This is a genomic window from Paracidovorax konjaci, from assembly GCF_900112675.1.
GTDB classification, from domain to species: Bacteria; Pseudomonadota; Gammaproteobacteria; order Burkholderiales; family Burkholderiaceae_C; genus Paracidovorax; species Paracidovorax konjaci.
In genome coordinates, this window is sequence record NZ_FOMQ01000002.1 from 425,534 (window position 1) to 447,486 (window position 21,953).

Genomic DNA, 21,953 nt, shown 5'->3' on the forward strand with positions numbered 1-21,953 from the left:
AGAGTGGACGTTTCACGCGCCCACTCTTTTTGATTTTTAGGAGCTTCCCACCATGATGGTGCTTTATTCGGGTACGACCTGTCCTTTCTCCCATCGCTGCCGCTTCGTCCTGTTCGAAAAGGGCATGGACTTCGAAATCCGCGATGTGGACCTGTACAACAAGCCCGAAGACATCAACGTGATGAACCCCTATGGCCAGGTGCCCATCCTGGTCGAGCGCGACCTCATCCTGTATGAGTCGAACATCATCAACGAGTACATCGACGAGCGCTTCCCGCACCCGCAGCTGATGCCTGGCGACCCGGTCGACCGTGCCCGCGTGCGCCTGTTCCTGCTCAACTTCGAGAAGGAACTGTTCGTCCACGTGAACGTGCTGGAGTCGCGCGCCACCAAGGGCAACGAGAAGGCGCTCGAAAAGGCCCGCTCGCACATCCGCGACCGCCTCACGCAGCTGGCCCCGGTGTTCCTCAAGAACAAGTACATGCTGGGCGAGAATTTCTCGATGCTCGACGTCGCCATCGCGCCGCTGCTCTGGCGCCTGGACTACTATGGCATCGAGCTGTCGAAGAACGCCGCGCCGCTGCTGAAGTACGCCGAACGCATCTTCTCGCGCCCGGCCTACATCGAAGCGCTGACGCCTTCCGAGAAAGTCATGCGCAAGTAAGCGCTGCTGCTGCACCCTGCCTCCCCGCTTCCCTTCCGAAACGCCGACATGATGAACGCCCAGGACTCCACTTCCACGCGCCCCTACCTGATCCGGGCCTTGTACGAGTGGTGCACCGACAATGGCTTCACGCCCTACATCGCGGTGCGCGTGGACGATTCGGTCCAGGTGCCGCGCGAATACGTGAAGGATGGCGAGATCGTGCTCAACGTCAGCTACGACGCCACCAGCGCGCTGCAGCTGGGCAATGATTTCATCGAGTTCAAGGCCCGTTTCGGCGGCAAGCCGCGCGACATCATGGTGCCCATCGGGCGGGTGATCGCGATCTATGCCCGCGAGAACGGCCAGGGCATGGCATTCCCCCCGCCAGTGGATGTGCTCTCGCCGGGGGGCTTGCCGCCCGGTGCGGTGTCCAGCCTGCTGGATGCCGGCGGCGCCCCCACCGGAGGTGCGCTCGAACCTGCGGAAGGCGACGACCGCGTGGTGCAGCTCGTTCCGTCCGAGGGTGGTGCTTCCTCCCCTTCGGACGAACCTCCGCGCGGCCCCGGTCCGGCTGCGTCGGGTGGCCGTCCCTCGCTCAAACGCGTCAAGTGATCCCGGCGCCGGCTGCGCCCGGCCCCTGCGAAGGGGCTGCGTGGCGCGGTAGAATGCGCGCTTCGCCGATTTAGCTCAGTTGGTAGAGCACCCGCCTTGTAAGCGGAAGGTCGTCAGTTCGATCCCGACAATCGGCACCATCTTTTTTCTTCCCGTTCGCCACCAGCGTGCCGCAGGGCCTCAGGTTTGGATTTTCAGGCGAATGGCGTTAACCTCCCACCCCCGAACGCGCAGATGCGCCTGCAAGGCAGGCAGCAACTGACGCACCTTGGCTGCCGCCGCATTGCTGCGGACCAGCAGGCACCACGTCGTGCCCTCGATCGGCCCTGCCTGGATGGCGGGCCGCAAGGTGGCGGGAATCAGCAACTCGATGGCCTTGAGCCGTTCGCTCGAGTCGCGCGTCAAGGCAGCCAGGCGGGCCAATGTGGGGGAATCCTCGGTGGCCTGCAGCAGCGTGACGGCGTGGTGACGGCGGTTCATGGAAATGCGCCGCGCGGCGCGGAGAAACGAAGTGCAGTTGATTATCACGGACGCCTGGCTGGCGCGCAGCCGCGCCATCCATCTCTCGGGCCTGCGGCTGGCGGTGGCCGGCCTGGTGCTCTCGGTGCTGGTCATGCTGGTGGCGGCCTTGCTCTACCACTGGGTGTTCCTGAAGGGGGCCCGCGAAGGCTGGCCGGTGGTCGGTTCGCTGGTGCGGCTGGCCGCGCGCGACGAGATGGCCGAACGCGACCGGTTCATGCGGGCGAACCTCGACGCGATGGCCCGCAAGGTCGGCGAGATGCAAGCGCGCATGCTGCAGCTCGAATCGCTCGGCGAGCGGGTTTCCGGCCTGGCAGGCATGCCGGCCGCTGAATTCACCCGCCCGCCGGGGCAGGGCGGGGCGCTGGTCTCCAGCCGCCCGATGGACATGGAAGAACTGCAGAGCACGCTGGATGCCCTGTCCCAGCTCACCGACCGCCGGGTGGACCTGCTGACCGTGGTGGAATCGCGCCTGTTCGACCAGCACATCCGCAAGAACATGGTGCCCACCCAGGAACCCGTCCTCGGCAAGTCCGCAGGGTCGCCCTTCGGCTGGCGCATCGACCCGTTCACGGGCCAGTCGGCCCTGCACACCGGGCTGGACTTCCAGGCCGACACGGGCACCCCCATTTTGGCGGCCGCGGGCGGCGTGGTGGTGGCGCAGGAATACCACCCGGCCTACGGCAACATGATCGAGGTCGACCACGGCAACCAGTTGGTCACGCGGTATGCGCATGCTTCCCGCACGCTCGTCAAGCGCGGCGATCTGGTCCGCCGGGGGCAGAAGATCGCCGAGGTCGGGACCACCGGCCGTTCCACCGGGCCGCACCTGCATTTCGAGGTGCTGGTGCAGGGCGTTCCGCAGGATCCGCAGAAATTCCTGCATGCCGGCACGACGGGCATCCCTGCGGACCAGCGGGTGGCGGCGAAGGCCGCCACGCCTCGCAGGTAAAATCGCGCGCTCCGGAATCGCTGCCCCTGGTTGCATAACTTGCAAGCGGTGGCGGTGGCCCCCATCTGAACCCACTTCATCATTAGGGATTCGGGTCGCGGCACCTGCCCCAGGGCAGGTCGCGGTCCTGTTCGCATGGCCTCCAACTTCCTCACCAAACTATTCGGCAGCCGCAACGACCGGCTCCTCAAGCAATACCGCAAGACGGTGGCCCGCATCAATGCGATGGAGCCCGATTACGAGAAGCTGAGCGACGAAGCCCTGCGCGCCAAGACGGGGGAGTTCCAGGGCCGCGTCGCCAAGGGCGAAGCGCTCGACGATCTGCTGCCCGAGGCCTTCGCCGTCGTGCGCGAGGCCTCCAAGCGCGTGATGAAGATGCGGCACTTCGATGTGCAGCTTCTGGGCGGCATGGCGCTGCACCACGGCAAGATCTCCGAAATGCGCACGGGCGAGGGCAAGACCCTCACCGCGACGCTGCCGGTGTACCTGAACGCGCTGGCCGGCAAGGGCGTGCATGTGGTGACCGTGAACGATTACCTCGCCAGCCGCGACGCGCGCTGGATGGGCCGGCTCTACAACTTCCTGGGCCTGACCGTCGGCATCAACCTGCCGCAGGCGCCGCGCGAGGAAAAGCAGGCCGCCTACGCCGCCGACATCACCTACGGCACCAACAACGAATACGGCTTCGACTACCTGCGCGACAACATGGTCTACGAAGCACGTGACCGTGTGCAGCGCGTGCTGAACTACGCCATCGTGGACGAGGTGGACTCGATCCTGATCGACGAGGCGCGCACGCCGCTGATCATCAGCGGCCAGGCGGAAGACCACACGGCGATGTATGTCGCCATGAACAAGGTCGTGCCGCTGCTCGTGCGCCAGGAAGGCGAAGCCGATCCCCGCACGGGCGAGGGCGTGACCAAGCCGGGCGACTTCACGCTCGACGAGAAGACCCACCAGGTCTTCCTCACCGAGCAGGGCCACGAGACGGCAGAGCGCGTGCTCGCGGACCAGGGCCTGATCGCCGAGGGCGCCTCGCTCTACGATCCCGCCAACATCACGCTGATGCACCACCTGTATGCGGCGCTGCGGGCCAACCACCTCTACCACCGCGACCAGCATTACGTGGTGCAGAACGGCGAGATCGTCATCGTGGACGAGTTCACCGGCCGCCTCATGGCCGGCCGCCGCTGGAGCGAAGGTCTGCACCAGGCCGTGGAAGCCAAGGAAGGCGTGGAGATCCAGGCCGAGAACCAGACCCTGGCCTCGATCACCTTCCAGAACTACTTCCGCCTCTACGGCAAGCTCTCGGGCATGACGGGTACGGCCGACACCGAGGCCTACGAATTCCAGGAAATCTACGGGCTCGAGACCGTGGTGATCCCGCCCAACCGGCCCAGCAAGCGCGACGACCAGCTCGACCGCGTCTACAAGACCACGCGCGAGAAGTACGAGGCCGCGATCCAGGACATCCGCGAATGCCACGAGCGCGGCCAGCCCGTGCTGGTGGGCACGACGTCGATCGAGAACTCGGAAATCATCGACCAGCTGCTGCAGAAGGCAGGCCTGCCCCACCAGGTGCTCAACGCCAAGCAGCACGCCCGCGAGGCGGACATCGTGGCGCAGGCCGGCCGTGCCGGCATGATCACCATCGCCACCAACATGGCGGGCCGCGGCACCGACATCGTGCTGGGCGGCAACATCGAGAAGGAAGTCACGGCGATCGAAGAGGACGAGTCCATCGACGACGCGGCCAAGGAAGCCCGCATCGCCGCGCTGCGCGCAGAGTGGGCCGTGGACAACGAGAAGATCAAGGCCCTGGGCGGCCTGCGCATCATCGCCACCGAACGCCACGAGTCGCGCCGCATCGACAACCAGCTGCGCGGCCGCTCGGGCCGCCAGGGCGATCCCGGCTCCTCGCGCTTCTACCTGAGCCTGGACGATTCGCTCATGCGCATCTTCGCGGGCGACCGCGTGAAGTCGATCATGGAGCGGCTCAAGATGCCCGATGGCGAGGCCATCGAGGCCGGCATCGTCACGCGCAGCATCGAATCCGCGCAGCGCAAGGTCGAGGCGCGCAACTTCGACGTGCGCAAGCAGTTGCTCGAGTATGACGACGTGGCCAACGACCAGCGCAAGGTGATCTACCAGCAGCGCAACGAGATCCTCGACGCCGCGGACCTCTCCGCCGTGATCGCCGGCATGCGCGAAGCCTGCCTGACCGACATCGTGCGCCAGTACGTGCCCGCCGAATCGGTGGAAGAGCAGTGGGACCTGCCTGCGCTCGAGAAGGCCCTGGCCGACGAGTGGCAGATCCGGCTCGCGCTGCAGCAGGAAGTGGAAAGCGCCCAGGCCATCACCGACGACGAGATCCTCGACAAGGTGGTCGCCGCCGGCCATGCCGCGTTCCAGTCGAAGGTGGATCTGGTGGGCCAGGAGAACTTCCACCAGTTCGAGCGCGCCGTGCTGCTGCAGAGCTTCGATTCGAACTGGCGCGACCATCTTTCGGCACTCGACTACCTGCGCCAGGGCATCCACCTGCGCGGCTATGCGCAGAAGCAGCCCAAGCAGGAATACAAGCGCGAGGCGTTCGAGCTGTTCCGCCAGCTGATCGACCAGGTGAAGAACGAAGTCACGCGCATCCTGCTGACCGTGCAGGTGCAGTCGCCGTCGGAGCTGGACCAGGCCGCCGAAGCCCTGGAAAGCCGCGCGGAACAGATCGCCAACGTGACCTACACCGCGCCCACCGAAACCGGCGAACCCGAGGTCACGTTCGACCCCCGGACGCAGCCGGGTGCAGGCGGCAACGATGGCCTCAACCTGCCCGAAGGCGTGCGTGTGGGCCGCAACGACCCCTGCCCGTGCGGCAGCGGCAAGAAGTACAAGCAGTGCCACGGCAAGCTCGCCTGACGGTGCGCTGAAGCCTGCGTCTTCGCTGCATGGGCCGCCGCAATGCGGCCCATGCCACGTCCCGGCGGCGTTGCGGCCCGACCGCTGCGCCCCTTTTCACCCAAGGATTTCCGCATGCCCGTGAACCTCTCCGCTCCCGTTGCCTCCGATCTGCACCCGGTCGCCGGCGTCCGCATCGGCGTCGCCGAAGCCGGCGTCCGCAAGGTGGGGCGCAAGGACGTGACCGTGTTCCTGCTGGACGAAGGCGCCGCCGTCGCCGGCGTCTTCACGCAGAACCGCTTCTGCGCCGCGCCCGTGCAGGTGTGCCGGGAGCATCTGGCCCGCGGCACGCAGATCCGTGCCATCGTGGTCAACACCGGCAACGCCAATGCGGGCACGGGGGCTGACGGCCTCGCGCGGGCCCGTGCGACCTGCGATGCGCTGGCCGCGCAGCTGGGCGTCGATGCCGCGCAGATCCTGCCGTTCTCGACGGGCGTGATCATGGAGCCGCTGCCCCACGACCGCATCATCGCCGGCCTGCCGGCGGCGATCGCCGATGCGCAGCCTGCGCACTGGGGGCGCGCCGCCGAAGGCATCATGACCACGGACACGCTGCCCAAGGCCTTCAGCACGCAGGTGCGGATCGGCGGAGCCACCGTCACCGTGACCGGTATTTCCAAGGGCGCGGGCATGATCCGCCCCAACATGGCGACCATGCTGGGCTTCCTGGCCACCGATGCCCGCATCGCGCCGGAGCTGGTGCAGCCGCTCGTGCGCGAACTCGCCGAGCAGTCGTTCAACCGCATCACCATCGACGGCGACACGTCCACCAACGATTCGTTCGTGCTGATGGCCACGCAGCGCGCGGACCATGCCGCGATCGATTCCCTGGACAGCGCCGAGGGCCAGGCCCTGCGCGCGGCGCTGCGCGAAGTGGCGCAGAAGCTCGCGCAGGCCATCGTGCGCGACGGCGAGGGCGCCACCAAGTTCATCGCCATCCGCGTGGAGGGCGGCCGCACGGCGGAGGAATGCCGCAAGGTGGGCTATGCCATCGCGCATTCGCCGCTCGTGAAGACGGCCTTCTTCGCCAGCGATCCGAACCTGGGCCGCATCCTGGCCGCCGTGGGCTATGCGGGCATCGACGATCTCGACCAGACCCGCATCGACCTGCACCTGGACGACGTGCACGTGGCCGTGCAGGGCGGACGCCACCCCGCCTACCGCGAGGAAGACGGCCAGCGCGTGATGAAGCAGAGCGAGATCACCGTGCGCGTGGGGCTGGGCCGCGGCGAGGCCGCCGACACCGTGTGGACCTGCGACCTGAGCCACGACTACGTGACCATCAACGCCGACTACCGCTCCTGAACGGGGCCCGCCGGGCCGCGCGCGACTTTCCTCCGAACCCATGAACGATCGATTCGAACACCTCCTGCTGCGCGCCGAGCAGCTCATCGACCGCATCGAGTCGGTGCTGCCCCGTCCCCTCGCAGCGCCCGCGGACTGGAACGCCTCCGTGGCTTGGCGCTACCGGCGGCGCGGCGGCGGCCACGGCGCGCTGGAGCCCGTGCGCCACGTCGCGGGCATCGCGCTGGACGACCTCAAGGAGATCGACGCGCAGAAGGAAAAGATCGAGCGCAACACGCTGCAGTTCGTCGAGGGCCGGCCGGCCAACAACGTGCTGCTGACGGGCGCACGCGGCACCGGCAAATCCTCCCTCATCAAGGCCTGCCTCCAGACCTACGCTAGCCGCGGCCTGCGGCTCATCGAGGTGGACAAGGCGGATCTCACCGACCTGCCCGACATCGTGGACGTGGTGGCCGGCCGGCCCGAGAAATTCATCATCTACTGCGACGACCTGAGCTTCGAGGAAGGCGAATCGGGCTACAAGGCGCTGAAGTCGATCCTCGATGGTTCCGTGTCCGCCTCGGCGCCGAACGTGCTGGTGTATGCCACCAGCAACCGGCGGCACCTGCTGCCCGAGTACATGAAGGAAAACCTCAGCTACACGCACACCGAGGATGGCGAGGTCCATCCGGGCGAGGTGGTGGAGGAGAAGATCTCGCTGTCCGAGCGCTTCGGCCTCTGGATCAGCTTCTATCCGTTCAGCCAGCAGGAATACCTGGCCATCGTGGCGCAGTGGTTGTCCGCGCTGGGCGTGCCGGCGCAGGCCATCGAGGCAGCCCGGCCCGCGGCCCTGGTCTGGGCGCTGGAGCGGGGCTCCCGCAGCGGGCGCGTGGCCTACCAGTTCGCCCGCGACTTCGCGGGCCGTGCCCATGGCTGAGGCCCGCGAAGCGCCCGCCGGCGCCACGCCGCGCAAGCACACCGAAGTGGCCGTGGGCATCCTGTTCCGCGGCGACGGCGCAATGCTGCTGTCCACCCGCCCGGCAGGCAAGCCGTACGCGGGATACTGGGAGTTCCCGGGCGGCAAGCTGGAGGCCGGGGAGACCGTCGAGCAGGCCCTGCGCCGGGAACTGGTCGAAGAGCTGGGCGTCACCATCGGCCCCGCTGCGGTCTGGAAGGTGACCGAGCACGACTATCCGCACGCGCTCGTGCGGCTGCACTGGTGCAAGGTGCACGCCTGGACCGGTGAATTCGAGATGCGCGAAGGCCAGGCCATGGCGTGGCAGCAGTGGCCGCTGGAGGTGTCGCCGGTGTTGCCCGGGGCGTATCCGGTGCTGCAGTGGCTGGCCGAAGAGCGTGGCCTGCCATTCGATATCAATTTGCTACAAAAACAATAGCAAACTATTCAATGAATCCGGCGGCATGGAGCATGAAACACCCCAAACCGCCTGTTGAGGGGGCTCAATGCTCCCGGGGCGGTGGCTGGAGGTGGTCGCCGAACCCGTCCTCGTCCGGGGGAGCCTCGGCAGGCATGCGGAAGTCCTCGGAAGCCCAGGCCCCGAAATCGATCTGCTGGCAGCGATCGCTGCAGAACGGGCGGTAGGGGTTGGCGGGCGCGTACAGGCTCTTGCCGCCGCAGGTGGGGCAGTCCACCCACAGCGCACGGTGCGGGGCAGCGGCCCCTTCCTGGCGGGGATCGTCGTCTTGGCTTGGCGGCATGGGACTCCTGAAGCGGTGGGTTCCGGCCGTCCTCACGCGCAGAGCGTGAGTTCGAACGCGGCGTCTTCCTGCACCGACTGCAGTTTGCCGTCGGTCTCCTGCCGCATGAGCCGCACGGAAACTATGAGGCGATTGCCGCTGATCTCCGGCACCATGTTCCACGCCGGGTCGATCCGCAACCGCAGGAGCTGGAAGGTACGGCCCTGGGGCAGGGTCTGCTGGAACTGGCCATGGTCGGCGGCCACTTTCTGCGGCACGCCGGAGTCGCGCAGCAGCTTCAGCAGAACGTAGAGCGATTCGGCCAGCGGGGCGAGGTGGTTGGCCCAGCCTTCCAGGTCACGCTGGCGCTTGTCGGGGGAGTGGTGCTGCCATGCGTAGTACGCCGGCAGGTCGAAGCCGCAGGTGCCGCCGGGAATGCCCACCCGGCTGCGGATGCTCATCAGCCATTCGTTCTCCGTGAGCGCCTGGCCCGTCTTGCCGGTCTGCGCATTGAGGGCGGAGAAACAGTGGTCCAGCTGCGCGATGACGCTGTCGAGCACGGCCTCGGAGATCGAGGGGTTGCCGCGATAGCCGTCGAGCTGGTGGCGGTGCTTTTCGAGGTCCTTCAGAACGTCGGTCTTCAGGTCGGCCCGGGCCGCCACATCCATGATCTCGAACAGGGTCACCAGCGCGAAATGGTGGTCCAGAGGATGGGGGCGGGGAATCAGCTCGCCCAGGCGCCGGAAGAGCTGCTCCAGCCGCAGGTAGGTTCTGAGGCGTTCGTTGAAAGGGTATTCGTAAAGGATCACGCTGCAGGGTTCCTGGGGGCACACGGCTGGCGCTGCCAGCTTCGCGCGTCCGATATCTCCTGCATCATAGCCCGAAGCCATCGGCGATTCGCCGTACCTCCGTCCGCAGCGTTTCAAGAGGTATTCCATCGTTGTGCAACACCAGGTCCGCGATGGACCGCCGCACGGCGCGCGGTGCCTGCGAGGCGATGATGGACTCCACCACCTCCCGCGCCAGGCCATTGCGGGCCTGCACGCGGGCCACCTGCGTGGCTTCCGAGCAGTCCACCACCAGGATACGGTCCAGCACCGGAGGCCAGCGGGGGGACTCGGCCAGCAATGGAATGTCGAAAACGACCACCCGCGCGCCCGCCAGCGCGGCCTGCTCCGCTGCGGCATGGATGGCCTGCCCGACCACCGGGTGGACGATGGCTTCCAGCCGCTGGCGCGCACCTGCATCGCGGAAGGCCAGCTCGCGCATGCGGGCCCGATCCATGGCGCCGTCGGTACCGATCAGGCTGTCGCCGAAAGCGGCCCGGATGGCCGGAATGGCGATGCCACCTGCGGCCGTGGCGGCCCGTGCCATCTGGTCCGCATCGATCAGCGCGGCCCCGAAGCCTTCCAGCCACTGGCCGACCGTCGTCTTGCCGCTGCCGATGCCGCCCGTGAGGCCCAGCCTCAGGGCGGGCAGGCGGCTGCTGGGGGACGTCACAACCCGAGCGTTCCCAGGATGGTCCGCATGACGTTTTCGGGCCCGAACAGCATGGCGGTCAGCCCGGCACCCACCAGGAAGGGGCCGAAGGGGATGTAGCCGCCTTCGCGCAGGCCCTTGCCGAGCTTCATGCCGATGCCGATCACCGCGCCGATCACCGACGCCATCAGGATGATGGGCACGAGGGCCTGCCAGCCGAACCAGGCGCCCAGCGCCGCGAACAGCTTGAAATCGCCATATCCCATGCCTTCCTTGCCCGTCGCCAGCTTGAACCCCCAGTACACCGCCCACAGCGACAGGTATCCGGCCGCCGCTCCGAAGAGGGAGTCGGGCAGGGGCACGGCGGTCCACTGGAGTGCCGCGGCCAGCAGGCCGGCCCACAGCAACGGCAACGTGATGTCGTCGGGCAGCAGCGTGGTGTCCCAATCGATGAACGCCAGGGCAACCAGCGCCGCCGAAAACCCGCACCATGCCGCCGCCGTCGGCGTAGCGCCCCACCGCCATGCACAGAAGCCGAACAGCAGACCCGTGGCGAGTTCGACCGCCGGGTAGCGCGGGCTGATGCGGGCCTTGCAGGCAGCGCACCGGCCCCGGAGCCCGATATAGCTCAGCACCGGGATATTCTCGAACCACCGCACCTCATGGCCGCATGCCGGGCACCGCGAGCGCGGAGTCCAGAGATTGAAGGTGTCCGCAGGGGGCTCAGGAGGGGGCGGAGCACCGGTCGCGGCAGTGGATTGGGAGCGCAGGTAATCCGCGCACTCGGCCGCCCACTGGCGCTCCATCATCCGCGGAAGGCGGTGGATGACGACGTTGAGGAAACTGCCGATCAACAGACCGACGAGGCCGAACACCGCGGCCTCCAGCCAGGGCTCGAAACCCATCAGACCACCTGGCCCAGCTTGAAGATGGGCAGGTACATCGACACCACGATGCCGCCGATGATGGTTCCCAGGAACACGATGATGATCGGCTCCATGAGGCTCGAAAGACCGGCGACCATTTCATCGACTTCTTCTTCGTAGAAGTCGGCCGCCTTGCCGAGCATGTGGTCGATCGAGCCGGATTCCTCGCCGATGGCGCACATCTGGATCACCATGGACGGGAACACGTTCGCGTTGCCCATGGCCGCGGTCAGGCTCGTGCCCGTGGAGACTTCCTGCTGGATCTTCTCGGTGGCAAGGGCATAGACCGAATTGCCGGAGGCGCCGCCCACGGAGTCCAGCGCTTCCACCAGCGGGACGCCGGCCGCGAACATCGTGGACAACGTCCGGGTCCAGCGGGCCACGCAGGACTTGTCGATCAGGGAGCCGAAGACCGGCAGGCGCAGCAACACCCGGTCCATGAACATCTGCATCTTCTCGCTGCGGCGCCACGCCTGCAGGAAGAAATAGAACCCGCCGCCCAGGACGCCGAAGATGAGCCACCACCATTTGACGAAGACCTCGCTGACCGCCATCACGAACAGCGTCGGTGCCGGAAGATCGGCCCCGAAGGAGGTGAACACTTCCTTGAAGGCCGGGATCACGAAGATCATGATCACCGTCACCACGACGAAGGCCACGATGATCACGGCCGTCGGATACATCAGCGCCGAACGGATCTTGGACTTGATGGCTTCGGTCTTCTCCATGTAGAGCGCCAGGCGGTCGAGCAGCGCTTCGAGAATACCGGCGGCTTCGCCGGCCTCGACCAGGTTGCAATACAGGCTGTCGAAATACCGGGGGTATTTGCGGAAGGCCGCGTTGAGCGAGGTTCCGGTTTCCACGTCGGCCCGGATATCGTTGAGCAGCTTGGTGACGCTGGCGTTGGTGTTGCCCCGTCCCACGATGTCGAAGGACTGCAGCAACGGTACGCCCGCCTTCATCATCGTGGCCATTTGCCGCGTGAAGAGTGCGATGTCCTTCGGCTTGATCTTCTTGCCGCTGCGCATGCGGCGCTTCTTGATCTTGGTCGGGAGCACGCCCTGGCGCCGCAGGGTGGCCTGGACCTGGTTCTCGCCCACGGCGCGCACTTCGCCCCGGACGATCTTGCCGTGGCGGTCCTTGCCTTCCCACTCGAAAACGAAATCCTTGATGTCCCTGGATGCGGCGGTTGCCATGGCGGCCTCTTGAGGTGGTTGCAGCTTGTTATTCGTTGGTCACGGCCAGCACCTCTTCGAGGGAGGTCAGGCCCTGCTTGGCCTTGTGGAGTCCTGATTCGCGCAGGCTCCGCACGCCTTCCGCACGTGCCTGCGCCGCAATCTCCAGCGCGCTGCCGTCGCGCAGGATGATGCGTTGGATTTCTTCGGTGATCGGCATGACCTGGTAGATACCGACCCGGCCCTTGTATCCGTTATTGCAGGCGGAGCACCCTACCGGCCGGTAGGTCACCCAGGTTCCGTCGATCTCTTCGTCCTTGTAGCCGGCTTCCAGCAGGGTTTCGTGCGGAATGTCCGCCGGCGCCTTGCAGGCGGGGCACAACCGTCGCGCGAGCCGCTGCGCCGTGATCAGGATCACGCTCGAAGCGATATTGAAGGGCGCGATGCCCATGTTCCGCATCCGCGTGAGCGTGGTGGGGGCATCGTTGGTGTGCAGCGTGGACAGCACCAGGTGACCCGTCTGGGCCGCCTTGATGGAGATGTCCGCCGTCTCCAGATCGCGGATTTCCCCCACCATGATGATGTCGGGATCCTGCCGCAGAAAAGACTTCAGCGCGGTAGCGAAGGTCAGCCCCGCCTTTTCATTCACGTTGACCTGGTTGACGCCGGGCAGGTTGATTTCCGATGGATCCTCTGCCGTGGCGATGTTGACGCCCGCTTTGTTCAGCAGGTTCAGGCACGTGTAGAGCGACACGGTCTTGCCGGACCCGGTGGGCCCCGTCACCAGAATCATTCCGTAGGGCCGACCGATGGCGTGCAGCAGTCGCTCTTTCTCCTCGGGGTCGTAGCCCAAGGCATCGATCCCCATCTTGGCGCTGCTCGGATCCAGGATACGGATCACGATCTTTTCGCCGAACAGGGTGGGCAGCGTACTGACCCGGAAATCGATGACCCGGTCCGGACCGACCTTGAGCTTCATGCGCCCATCCTGGGGCACGCGTTTCTCGGAGATGTCGAGCCGCGAGATCACCTTGATGCGCGAGGCCAGCTTTTCCTTGATGGCGACGGGAGGCGACGCGATCTCCCTCAGTTCGCCGTCGATGCGGAAGCGGACGCGATAGTTGTGTTCGTAAGGCTCGAAGTGCAGGTCGGACGCGCGCATGTTGAACGCGTCCAGCAGCATCTTGTGCAGGAATTTGACGATGGGAGCGTCTTCGACATCGTTCGTGCCCGAGTCCGCTGGATCGGGAGCTTCCTGTACGGAAACGTCGTCGAATTCGAAGTCGGCACCACCGGACAGGTTCTCCATGGATTCCGCCACCGACTTCGTCGTGGCATCCACCAATTGGTTCAGCTTATCGTATTCAGCAATGATCCAATCCACCCCCATCTGCGTGGTGAATTTGATCTTTTCGGCGGCTTCCTGATCGGTCGGATCCGCCGTGGCGACGATCAGGCGATTGTTGCGCTTGTTGAGCGCGACCACCCGGTAGGCCTGGCAGATCTTTCCATCCAGCAGGTCCTTGGGCAGCCGCTGAACATCGATGGCGTCGAGATCCAGCAGCGGCGCACCGAATACCGAGGAGACCGTGTGGGCAAGATCCGCTGCGGAGACCACTCCGGAACTGGTGAGCTCGGCGATGAAACTGGTCTTGTTGGCGCGAGATTTCCGAAAAACCTCTTCTGCAGCCTGCTGACTGAGCTTTCCCGCGGACATCAATGCCCGCCCCAATCCGGGCAAAGCGATTACGTTTCCCTCTCGCAGGGCGGTATCGACAGCGGCCATGTAACCAGCAGAATCTTGTGGATGGAAAAGGAAACCATCCTATCATCGCGCTAGGGCAATAGGCTACAAGGGGTGGAGTGGATGCAAGGAAACCACGCTGCCTGTGGATTCAATTGAAACTGGTCGGGGTGAGAGGATTCGAACCTCCGGCCTCTACGTCCCGAAGGCCATGGCACTCGCCTTAGGGGACTGCTCCAGAGGGGTCTTCCCTCTAGAGAGGCGAATCATAACCTGCTTCCAAGCGCATCTGAACGAAAGTAGGTGAAGAGGTGGCTGGAACAAATTTGGAACAGATTTCGGCTGCTCTTTTTCCGCGCCATGGAGGTGTATCGCCAGCAGATTTGACTGGCCGGCGGCGTCAAGGGGGGATGCGGTGCGGGTTGGCTGATGCCTCGTAGGCCGACTCGTGCGAAGAAGCGCTGCATATCGGCGATGCCTGAAGTCGTGCGGCCAATCCATGAAGCGACGCTTCACCCCAGGTGGCTTCATAGTGAGCTCTCAATGTGGAGCCCGCAGATGCAAGCCCAAAGCCCCCCTTCAGCGCTGGTCGCGACATTCAAGCGACCGGTAACCGGCGGTCGCCTTGTGCGGCGGCGACCTGGATTTGCAGGCCGCCCGGCGCTCCAGGCTTGGCTGTGCCATTCGAACCCACTTTGACGCATCGAGGTTCTGCTCCTGTGCGTCCCGTGCTGTTCTTGGACCTAGACGACACGTTGTGTCTCAATGCCCCCTACGGTGGGTTGCATGCGCGGCAGGCTGTGCGTGTCCCTGGGAACGCGCCGCCGGACTTTTATGAGCGCCTGTTCGCGCCGGGCGCGGTCGCTTTCATGAACACGCTGCTCGACGAGTTTCAGCCCGGCATCGTGCTGACAACGAGTTGGCTTGCACTGCTGGAGCGTGAGGACTTCATCGAGATTTTTTGCCGCACGGGTTTGCAGAGGGTCGCGAACGCCTTGCACGCGCACTGGGACGCCCCTAGCAATAGAGGGACTTCACGTGTGGAAGCGATAGATGCCTGGCTCGCCCGGTATCACGAGGAGGGGCAGCCAGTCCTCATTCTTGATGACGTGATTTCTGGCGAAAGCCTTATCGGCTCATTTCACGAGGGCTGCGGCCGCGCTGTACTGTGTGAAGTGGACCAGGGGTTGAACGAGGGACATCTGAACCTGGCCCGACAAGCCCTTAAACGCCCCTATGTCAATAGCCAGCCGTGGCTCTAGTTTGGCAAACAAAACGAGCGATTCTTCTGGAAATCCCGCACGTGGGCACCATAACCGCACGCACTTTCGGCTTCAGTAGGTGTCTGGAGATGTGTAGTAAGTAAGAGTCCGATATCCGCTGCTTTAACGAAGCCCCGCTGTACCTGTACTGCTCGGGTCAGTTGGTTCCGGGCAATCAACTGCGTAAGCGGCGCAATGCCGGACCCGGCAACGGCTGCATCGTGCACCATCAGGAACCACGAGAGTCTAGCTGGAATGGATGCAACCCGGAGTTGCCCCAAGGTGGTCGACGAATCTGACTGCTCGTCCGAAGCGATGACCTCCGCACTTTAGATATCACAGTCTCAACGCGATTTTCACGATGTGTTTTCTGGGCATGTACGAAAAGCACCTTATGGCGCTCTTGATATGCCAACGAATGTCACCGGTAGACGAGCGCTGGCAACTCCTTTGTCTTCCTCTCTCAGCTAAGGTTTGGCCAATCTTCCGGAACCAGGGCTGGCGGCTTTCGCCACGGGTCCTCGACTAGCGCTGCCTGGAACCAGTCCTCGCGCAGGTTGGCGTGCTCGGTGACGATAATTTGGAAACCCGGAGCCTCCTTCTGCGTGAACTCGAGCAGGAAACTGAAGAGCCGTCGTACTGCAACAACGTCGGCGTCTTCTTCGGTTTTGTCTACATCGCCTCCTGCCGCCTTGTAGAGCTCAACTGTCGGGAAGTAGACCTGCGTGGGCTGGTCAATCAGCAGGAAACGCGGAATGGGCCGGTCGTTCTTGGCTGCGAACCAATGCAGCGCGAGCAATGCGGAAAGGTGGTAGGCCAGATGGTTTTCACCACCGCCAGACTTGCTCATCGGTATGCTGCGTTCAAGTCTGTCGAAGGTGACGGTTAGATTTTTCAAGTCGAACCGGGCGGGGTATATCTTGAACTCGCCTTCGAGCTTGTCGATATACTTGGTGACTTGCGTCGAGATATTGTTAAGTATCGAATCAAGTCGGTCTTGGCTGTTGTCCGCATCAATTTTGCTCTCTAAGTCCGCGACCTTGGCCTGCAGCCTGCGGTTCTCAGCCTGAAGGCTTTCCAACTCAGAATCAGGTGTCAGCCCTTCCAAGAACAAGCTAACCCGGCCGACGACGCGTGCAGCGGCGTTGTTTCTTGAGCCCATCTGGGCGAGGAGTTCATTCGCCGAAATCGCGGCGGCAAGCTCCACCTCTTTGGTTTCGATGGTTGCCGAAAGGTCTCGAACCTTCTGTTCGTTTTCGGCGATGTAGGCGTCGAGCTGTGGCCGTTCGCCAAGGACGATATCCAACTCCTTGTCCAGGGTTGTCAGTTCTGCCAGCAGAACCGTTGCAATCGGTGACTCCATCGAAAGATTGGCCTCGCAGAACGGCCATTGCCACTCCCCGGTTGCGGGGTTCTTGGGAAACGCCTTAATGGATGCCAGTCTGTCGCGCTGCTCCGCGGCCTCGCTCTGGAACCCGTTGGCCTTCTTTGCGTACTGTTGAGCCGCATCCGTTCTTGCTTGGACGTCGCGACGTTCCTTGCGGAGGTCCAGAATTTCACTCTCAAGCCTTCCGACCCGACTCGTATCTGCGTCCGGCACCGAGGTGGGGCGCCAGCGTAGCGCTCCGCGCAGTGAATCGATGATTTCCGATGGGGATTCAGAATCCTGTCGCTGCCCAAGGATGCTGACCGCCTGAGCTTCGGAGTACAGGCTGATAGCTCTTTGTTGCGAGGTATCAACGTTGTTTTTCGCCTGCTCCAACAACTTATTGGATAACTTCAAATCGCGTTGAACAGCTCTGAGTTTTGCTTCGAGTTCGTATCTGTCTTGCGACGATACCCCCAGCAGAATTGGCAGGGTGTCCTTGATTGCCTGAGGCTGGAACGGCTCGTTTTGCCGATAGAGCAAGATGTCTTTGTTGGCAACCAGCGTTTGCTTCTGGAAGAGGTAGTACAGTGTGTGCTTTACGTTGGCGTCGTAAGTTGCTCTCGTGTTATTGGTCGGGACGTCAATGCGATTTTCCGGAATGCCAAGCAAGCGCGTAAGCAACGACTCCACTGCATCGTCGTCTGCATTCTGTTGAAGTTCGTTAAAGTCGGGAATGGCGATAGCGACCCCACGCCGGTACATCGCGATACTGCAGCTCTCGCCGCCGTGGGGAGGCGACGGCTTGGCGACGAAAACCTGTTCGTTTTCAAACTGGAAGAGAACAGAGTACCAGGCAACCTTGTCCCGAATGACGCCCTCGGCTACGTTGAAGGACGACCTGCCCATGCAGTACTCGATGATGTCGGACAGCGCGGACTTGCCTGTTGATGACCGGCCGGTGATGACGTTCAACCCATTGAGGTGAAAAGGCAGGTCTCGCCTGTCACCGTTCTTGCTGTACAGGTGTATCGATTTTATTTTCAAGGCCTGACTCCCAATGTTGTGTAAACAGTCACGCGGTCATCGATGCGTGCGAACTCTTTCCCAATAAAGCGCGAAACTCTCTGGCAAGAAACGGACTCTGTTGTCCCGGTGTCAGACTTTCGGACCATGTTAGGCACAGCTCTAAAACTGCCTGCATCCGTTATCTCAATGCATTGCCTCTCCAGCAACATGCCCAAGGCCTCCAGGGTGTACGGGACCAAATCAGAGGCTCTCTTGGGGAAATTCACCAGTACCTCTTGGTTCATCTCAATCACGCGCAGTAACTGACTGCGATTGCCCGCAGCCAGGGTTTCGCGAGTCTCCTTGTGCAAGCACAATGGCAACACGAGAAACGTGAGAGAGAACGGCATACCATCGTGGCTGAGGTCGCCATGGCCCGTGATGGCTCTGTGCAAGAGTAGGCCGCAGAACGCTGGGTTGAAGAGGTTGCGGATTTCTACAGGGCGGTGGTTCCACGCTTTCAACGCTTAACTCCCAAGGCTTCATCCAGTCTGTCTAGAAATCGTGGGTGCCACCAAACCTTTGGTTTTGGCATGAAGTTTGCCAATATGTGGAAGCCTCCCCGAATGACGTAAGGCTCAGAGACTCGCTCGCGGATGCGTAAGGAGGCAATGTTTCCGCTCTCCAAGTCGGCCCATCTGTAGAGCTCTCGCCCGGCCTCTTGCAGCAAATCTTCGGCAGTTGTTTCGTCGAGGGTTTCGAACACGACGTCCTTGTAGCGGGACCATTCATCCACCAAACGCTCTTCGTAGTCCTCAATCTCGCCGGAAATGAGCAAGCTCTCGCGCGCCCAGGATGACCGCTGCTCAAACGCACGGTAGTAGTCGAGGATGGCGTTCCGTATCCGCGCGGAGCCAATGCCAATCTCCCGAAGCTGGCGCACAAACATGCGGGAGTCTGTGTCGACCAAAACACCCCCAGCCGGCTCTGCCTTCCGGAACGTGATTGGAAGGTTGTCCTCTTGATACTCGCTGTTAATTGCGGCTAGCTTGTCCGAGACTTCGAACCCTGTGATGGCGGTTTCTCGTTCGCGCGTGAGCAACTTGATGGTCAGGTCGCTCCACCAACCTTCAAGGCGCTCAAAAACCGCTTGACGGTTTTCTCGTTTCACCACTCTCATCAAATCCATGATGAGCGGGGGCAAGTCCTCAATTCGCGGGCTTGACTCGAAGATGCTTATCCTCGACAGGAAGTCGGTGCGCTCATTCTCTGGCAGTTCACCGAACTCTTTTGCGATTCCTAGGATTAGGGCGGATGTGGTTTCCGCAAGTGCGTCTTCAGCGAGCTTCAGGAGCGATTGGTCGACGGGCAGTGTCGGAGCTCCCGGCCGGAAGTGGCTGAGGAATGACGACGCCGAAATCGTGGCTGTGGTGAAGAGGAAGAACTTCAGATTTGAAGTGATTCGACCTTCGCGTTTATAGGCTGCAAGCCACACGCGGACTGACTTCCAGAAGTCGACGCCAAGGTCTGCGAGGCGTTCACCCTCAGCCTTGTGCTTCAGGGAGCCCAGACTCTTTTTGCCGTCGGCATCAATGAAATCCAGGTCGTCGTCCTTCTCTATAAGGACGGCCGTCGATTCGGGCAGCTGCAGTATCTTGAGCAGCGCGAATCTAGGCTGGTAGATGTAGCCCAGCCCTTGCTCCCCAGCAGAGAACTTGTTCTTGTCGTTCATCTGTACCTCCGGTTGCCGCCGCATCGGTGCTTTTGGACCTTCCCCACCAGCACGCGGCGTTTCTTTTTGTAAGCGCCGACTATACGGCTTATATGAGCCAGCCTGCGACAGTGGGAATGCTGCGGCGACATCGGTCACTGCATGTGAGGAGCGGCCAGCGTCTATGCGAGGTTATCGTGGTTGAGCTGCTCGATGCAGGTCGTGCTCTGGTTCGGTTGGCGGCCCTTGGCTGGAGTTCGCTGTCGGACTGGGATAGCCATGCTTTATGGTGGAGTTGTCACTCGAGGGGTGGTTTCGTCAGCTCCAACGGTACTTGGAGGTACCGCAACCTATCAACCCGCGCTGAACTGGTCATGTGCGGCAAGGGCCGTTTGAGCTGGGTGACGTTTTTTTGGTCGAGAGCAGGCCAGATGCGAGTGGATAGTGCGCCTCTCACCCAGTGCTGATGCCTATGCTGTCGGCTATGATGCGTCCTAAGGACGCATCATAGCCGACAGCAGGATTCTTGTCAAATTTCGGGAATTTACAGAACTCTCATCACAGGTTAGCATCCGCGTCCTTAGGACGCGGATGCTAACCTGTGAGTGAAAAATCAATACTCCCCGAGCTCGTCAGGCCTATCCAGGAGCGGCTGGGGACGTGGGAGCGCCCCGTTGTAACTGGGTACGAACTGGGTGTTCTGGCCTCGACCTATGCTGAAAACCGTGCCATTTCGCTGCATGTGTACGCGGAACTGGTCCGCGTGCTTACGTCCTTCGGGCTGATTTCACCGGCAAAGGAATTCAAGCCGGGCTCGGTCTTCCATCTTTTTGGGCGAAACAAGCCGCTGCCCATGGAGGTGGCCTGCTCGGTTGACCCGTTTGCCTATGTGAGCCATCTCAGTGCCATGGAGTACCACGGCATCACAGACCGGTTTCCTAAGGTCCTATACCTGTCCACGCCGCCGGCCCAGGAATGGAAAGAGCAGGCAGAGGCACGCATGGACAAGGACCTCAAAGAATTCAAAAAGGACTACCTAGCGGCCAAGCTGCCAGCGTTGAGATTTCAAAAGTTTGAGCGTGTCGGTGGCGTGCGGGTTGAATTGATGCGTCGTTCGCATCGGGGTGCCTTCAAGACCATCAAGTCTCCGTCTATTCGTGTGGCAATGGTCGGGCGAACCTTCTTGGACATGCTTCGTGAGCCTGAATCGTGCGGGGGCATGCTACATGTCGTCGATACCTATCGCGAATATGCAGGTAAGTATTTCAAACTCATCCTTGACGAAGTGAGCAAGCATGGGACGTTGATTGAGAAGGCCCGGGCTGGCTACTTGTTGGAAAAGGTATGCGGCAGGGTTGACCCAGTGATTGATGGTTGGGCTTCCACGGTTCAGCGGGGAGGCTCTCGAAAATTGGACCCGCAAGCGGAATACGCGCCATTTTTCTCGGAGCGGTGGGCACTATCGGTCAACGTTCCTTCGTTGGACGGTCCGCAACTTGAGTCTGATGCGTTATGAACGAAGTAGAAATCGAAGCATGGGTTGCACAGGCCCCACAGGGGCAGCAAGGTTTCAGAGAAGCGGTGCACACCATCCTCGACAGCATTGGCCACTCCCAGAACCTGAGTGCCAAGATGGTGATGAAGGGTGGCCTGCTACTGGCTATCCGCTATGACAGCTCTCGATTTACCCGTGACCTCGACTTTTCCACCAGAGAACGGTACACGGCAGAAAGTGCTGATGCGATTTTGGCGGAACTGACGGATGGGCTGGTTTCTGCAGAGGACCGCCTGCCTTATGCGACGGCGTGCCGTCTTCAGTCCCACAAGGTTCAGCCGAAGGGCGAAAACAAGACCCATCACAGCTTGGCGCTGAAAATCGGGTTCGCCAATCGCAGCAATGCGGCTGCCATGGTCCGTTTAGAGGCCGGGACGTCGCCACAGGTTGTGGAAATCGACTACAGCTTCAACGAGGCAGTCTTTGATGTGGAGGTACTGGAACTGGATGGGGGCGCAACCATTCATTCCTACACTTTGAACAACGTACTGGCTGAGAAGATGCGCTCACTACTTCAACAGCCCATTCGAAAGAGAAACCGCCGACAAGATGTTTACGACATCTGGCTATTGCTGGAGTCGGGACCTGCGCTTAGTACTGAAGAGCTTGCCAAGGTTCACGAAATGTTGGTGGCGTCATGTGGCTCAAAAGGAATTGTCCCGAACGCCGAATCCATGGAAGCCGATGCGGTGGTTACCATGGCCCGCAGCGGCTACCAAGACTTGGCCTCCGATGTGGACGGTGACCTGCCAGCATTCGACGACGCGATGAGTCGGGTGGTGTCCCTGTATCGCAGCTTGCCTTGGTGAGTCCGCTCGGACGGAGATGAGAAAAGTACCAGGCCCTTGCTGGCTCATAGAAATTTGGGTGTTCTGACTTCCGGTCTAGCCGCCTGAAAGCATCTTGTTCAGTTTCCCCCTGTTGCGAGACATGGCATCCTCAGCAATTGAAAGATGCCTAGAAGGTCGAGCCGGCCGGGGCTGTTTGACCGTCGGCGTTGCAGAGCAAGCGAGAAGTCCATTTGCTGGCGGGCGAAGTGTTTGGTCTAGCCATTCATAAAAAACTTGAGA

General features: G+C 62.5%; 20 protein-coding genes and 1 tRNA gene. 11 read left to right on the forward strand and 10 right to left on the reverse strand.

Annotated features, from left to right (window positions below; translation table 11 throughout):
- Positions 1 to 52 precede the first annotated feature (52 nt).
- The 3 genes from BM144_RS04415 (at position 53) to BM144_RS04425 (ending at position 1,398) form a co-directional block, all read left to right on the forward strand.
- Positions 53 to 664: a glutathione S-transferase N-terminal domain-containing protein gene (locus BM144_RS04415; RefSeq protein ID WP_092950065.1), complete on the forward strand. Its 612-nt coding sequence runs from the start codon at positions 53 to 55 to the stop codon at positions 662 to 664.
- A gap of 51 nt (positions 665 to 715) precedes the next feature.
- Positions 716 to 1,258, forward strand: coding sequence for a ClpXP protease specificity-enhancing factor (locus BM144_RS04420; protein ID WP_175525943.1), 543 nt, complete (start codon positions 716 to 718; stop codon positions 1,256 to 1,258).
- A 64-nt stretch (positions 1,259 to 1,322) separates the two neighbouring features.
- Positions 1,323 to 1,398 (forward strand) — tRNA-Thr (locus BM144_RS04425).
- Between the two features lie 40 nt (positions 1,399 to 1,438).
- Here BM144_RS04425 and BM144_RS04430 read toward each other — a convergent pair.
- The gene (locus tag BM144_RS04430; protein WP_092950067.1) at positions 1,439 to 1,738 is read right to left on the reverse strand and encodes a hypothetical protein; all 300 of its coding nucleotides are present in this window, start codon (positions 1,736 to 1,738) and stop codon (positions 1,439 to 1,441) included.
- 4 nt (positions 1,739 to 1,742) lie between these two features.
- Between BM144_RS04430 and BM144_RS04435 the strand changes: the two genes are divergently transcribed.
- The 5 genes from BM144_RS04435 (at position 1,743) to BM144_RS04455 (ending at position 8,356) form a co-directional block, all read left to right on the forward strand.
- Positions 1,743 to 2,729 (forward strand): M23 family metallopeptidase, encoded by a 987-nt coding sequence (locus BM144_RS04435; RefSeq protein WP_092950131.1) that lies wholly within the window; start codon positions 1,743 to 1,745, stop codon positions 2,727 to 2,729.
- Positions 2,730 to 2,864: 135 nt separating this feature from the next.
- Positions 2,865 to 5,639 carry a preprotein translocase subunit SecA gene (secA, locus tag BM144_RS04440; protein WP_092950068.1) on the forward strand — a complete coding sequence of 925 codons (2,775 nt, stop codon included), beginning with the start codon at positions 2,865 to 2,867 and terminating at the stop codon, positions 5,637 to 5,639.
- Positions 5,640 to 5,753: 114 nt separating this feature from the next.
- Complete coding sequence (gene argJ, locus BM144_RS04445; RefSeq protein WP_092950069.1) at positions 5,754 to 6,983, forward strand: bifunctional glutamate N-acetyltransferase/amino-acid acetyltransferase ArgJ; 1,230 nt, start codon at positions 5,754 to 5,756, stop codon at positions 6,981 to 6,983.
- A 40-nt stretch (positions 6,984 to 7,023) separates the two neighbouring features.
- Positions 7,024 to 7,899, forward strand: a complete 876-nt coding sequence (locus BM144_RS04450; protein WP_092950070.1) for an ATP-binding protein — start codon at positions 7,024 to 7,026, stop codon at positions 7,897 to 7,899.
- Complete coding sequence (locus BM144_RS04455) at positions 7,892 to 8,356, forward strand: NUDIX domain-containing protein (protein ID WP_092950071.1); 465 nt, start codon at positions 7,892 to 7,894, stop codon at positions 8,354 to 8,356. Before BM144_RS04450 ends, BM144_RS04455 begins: the two co-directional genes overlap by 8 nt.
- Positions 8,357 to 8,420: 64 nt before the next feature.
- Here the strand turns inward: BM144_RS04455 and BM144_RS04460 are convergent, their stop codons facing one another.
- The 6 genes from BM144_RS04460 to pilB form a co-directional block, all read right to left on the reverse strand.
- Positions 8,421 to 8,678, reverse strand: coding sequence for a DNA gyrase inhibitor YacG (locus tag BM144_RS04460; protein ID WP_092950072.1), 258 nt, complete (start codon positions 8,676 to 8,678; stop codon positions 8,421 to 8,423).
- A 32-nt stretch (positions 8,679 to 8,710) separates the two neighbouring features.
- The gene (gene zapD, locus BM144_RS04465; RefSeq protein ID WP_092950073.1) at positions 8,711 to 9,466 is read right to left on the reverse strand and encodes a cell division protein ZapD; all 756 of its coding nucleotides are present in this window, start codon (positions 9,464 to 9,466) and stop codon (positions 8,711 to 8,713) included.
- A 64-nt stretch (positions 9,467 to 9,530) separates the two neighbouring features.
- On the reverse strand, positions 9,531 to 10,157 hold the full coding sequence (coaE, locus tag BM144_RS04470; RefSeq protein WP_092950074.1) for a dephospho-CoA kinase: 627 nt from the start codon (positions 10,155 to 10,157) through the stop codon (positions 9,531 to 9,533).
- Positions 10,154 to 11,041 (reverse strand): prepilin peptidase, encoded by an 888-nt coding sequence (locus BM144_RS04475; RefSeq protein ID WP_092950075.1) that lies wholly within the window; start codon positions 11,039 to 11,041, stop codon positions 10,154 to 10,156. Before BM144_RS04475 ends, coaE begins: the two co-directional genes overlap by 4 nt.
- Complete coding sequence (locus BM144_RS04480) at positions 11,041 to 12,258, reverse strand: type II secretion system F family protein (protein WP_092950076.1); 1,218 nt, start codon at positions 12,256 to 12,258, stop codon at positions 11,041 to 11,043. Before BM144_RS04480 ends, BM144_RS04475 begins: the two co-directional genes overlap by 1 nt.
- 28 nt (positions 12,259 to 12,286) lie before the next feature.
- Positions 12,287 to 14,023 carry a type IV-A pilus assembly ATPase PilB gene (gene pilB / locus BM144_RS04485; RefSeq protein WP_092950077.1) on the reverse strand — a complete coding sequence of 579 codons (1,737 nt, stop codon included), beginning with the start codon at positions 14,021 to 14,023 and terminating at the stop codon, positions 12,287 to 12,289.
- 686 nt (positions 14,024 to 14,709) lie between these two features.
- Here pilB and BM144_RS04490 point away from each other — a divergent pair.
- Positions 14,710 to 15,243, forward strand: coding sequence for an HAD domain-containing protein (locus BM144_RS04490; protein WP_139225629.1), 534 nt, complete (start codon positions 14,710 to 14,712; stop codon positions 15,241 to 15,243).
- A 463-nt stretch (positions 15,244 to 15,706) separates the two neighbouring features.
- Here the strand turns inward: BM144_RS04490 and BM144_RS04495 are convergent, their stop codons facing one another.
- The 3 genes from BM144_RS04495 to BM144_RS04505 all read right to left on the reverse strand — a co-directional run bounded on the left by BM144_RS04495 (position 15,707) and on the right by BM144_RS04505 (position 19,349).
- Complete coding sequence (locus BM144_RS04495; RefSeq protein WP_245783525.1) at positions 15,707 to 17,584, reverse strand: DUF3732 domain-containing protein; 1,878 nt, start codon at positions 17,582 to 17,584, stop codon at positions 15,707 to 15,709.
- A gap of 68 nt (positions 17,585 to 17,652) precedes the next feature.
- Complete coding sequence (locus BM144_RS23360; protein ID WP_092950080.1) at positions 17,653 to 18,141, reverse strand: three component ABC system middle component; 489 nt, start codon at positions 18,139 to 18,141, stop codon at positions 17,653 to 17,655.
- On the reverse strand, positions 18,138 to 19,349 hold the full coding sequence (locus BM144_RS04505) for an ABC-three component system protein (RefSeq protein ID WP_092950081.1): 1,212 nt from the start codon (positions 19,347 to 19,349) through the stop codon (positions 18,138 to 18,140). Before BM144_RS04505 ends, BM144_RS23360 begins: the two co-directional genes overlap by 4 nt.
- 580 nt (positions 19,350 to 19,929) lie before the next feature.
- Here BM144_RS04505 and BM144_RS04510 point away from each other — a divergent pair.
- The gene (locus BM144_RS04510; protein WP_092950082.1) at positions 19,930 to 20,844 is read left to right on the forward strand and encodes a type IV toxin-antitoxin system AbiEi family antitoxin domain-containing protein; all 915 of its coding nucleotides are present in this window, start codon (positions 19,930 to 19,932) and stop codon (positions 20,842 to 20,844) included.
- Positions 20,841 to 21,692, forward strand: coding sequence for a nucleotidyl transferase AbiEii/AbiGii toxin family protein (locus BM144_RS04515; protein WP_092950083.1), 852 nt, complete (start codon positions 20,841 to 20,843; stop codon positions 21,690 to 21,692). Before BM144_RS04510 ends, BM144_RS04515 begins: the two co-directional genes overlap by 4 nt.
- The last annotated feature ends 261 nt before the right edge of the window (positions 21,693 to 21,953 follow it).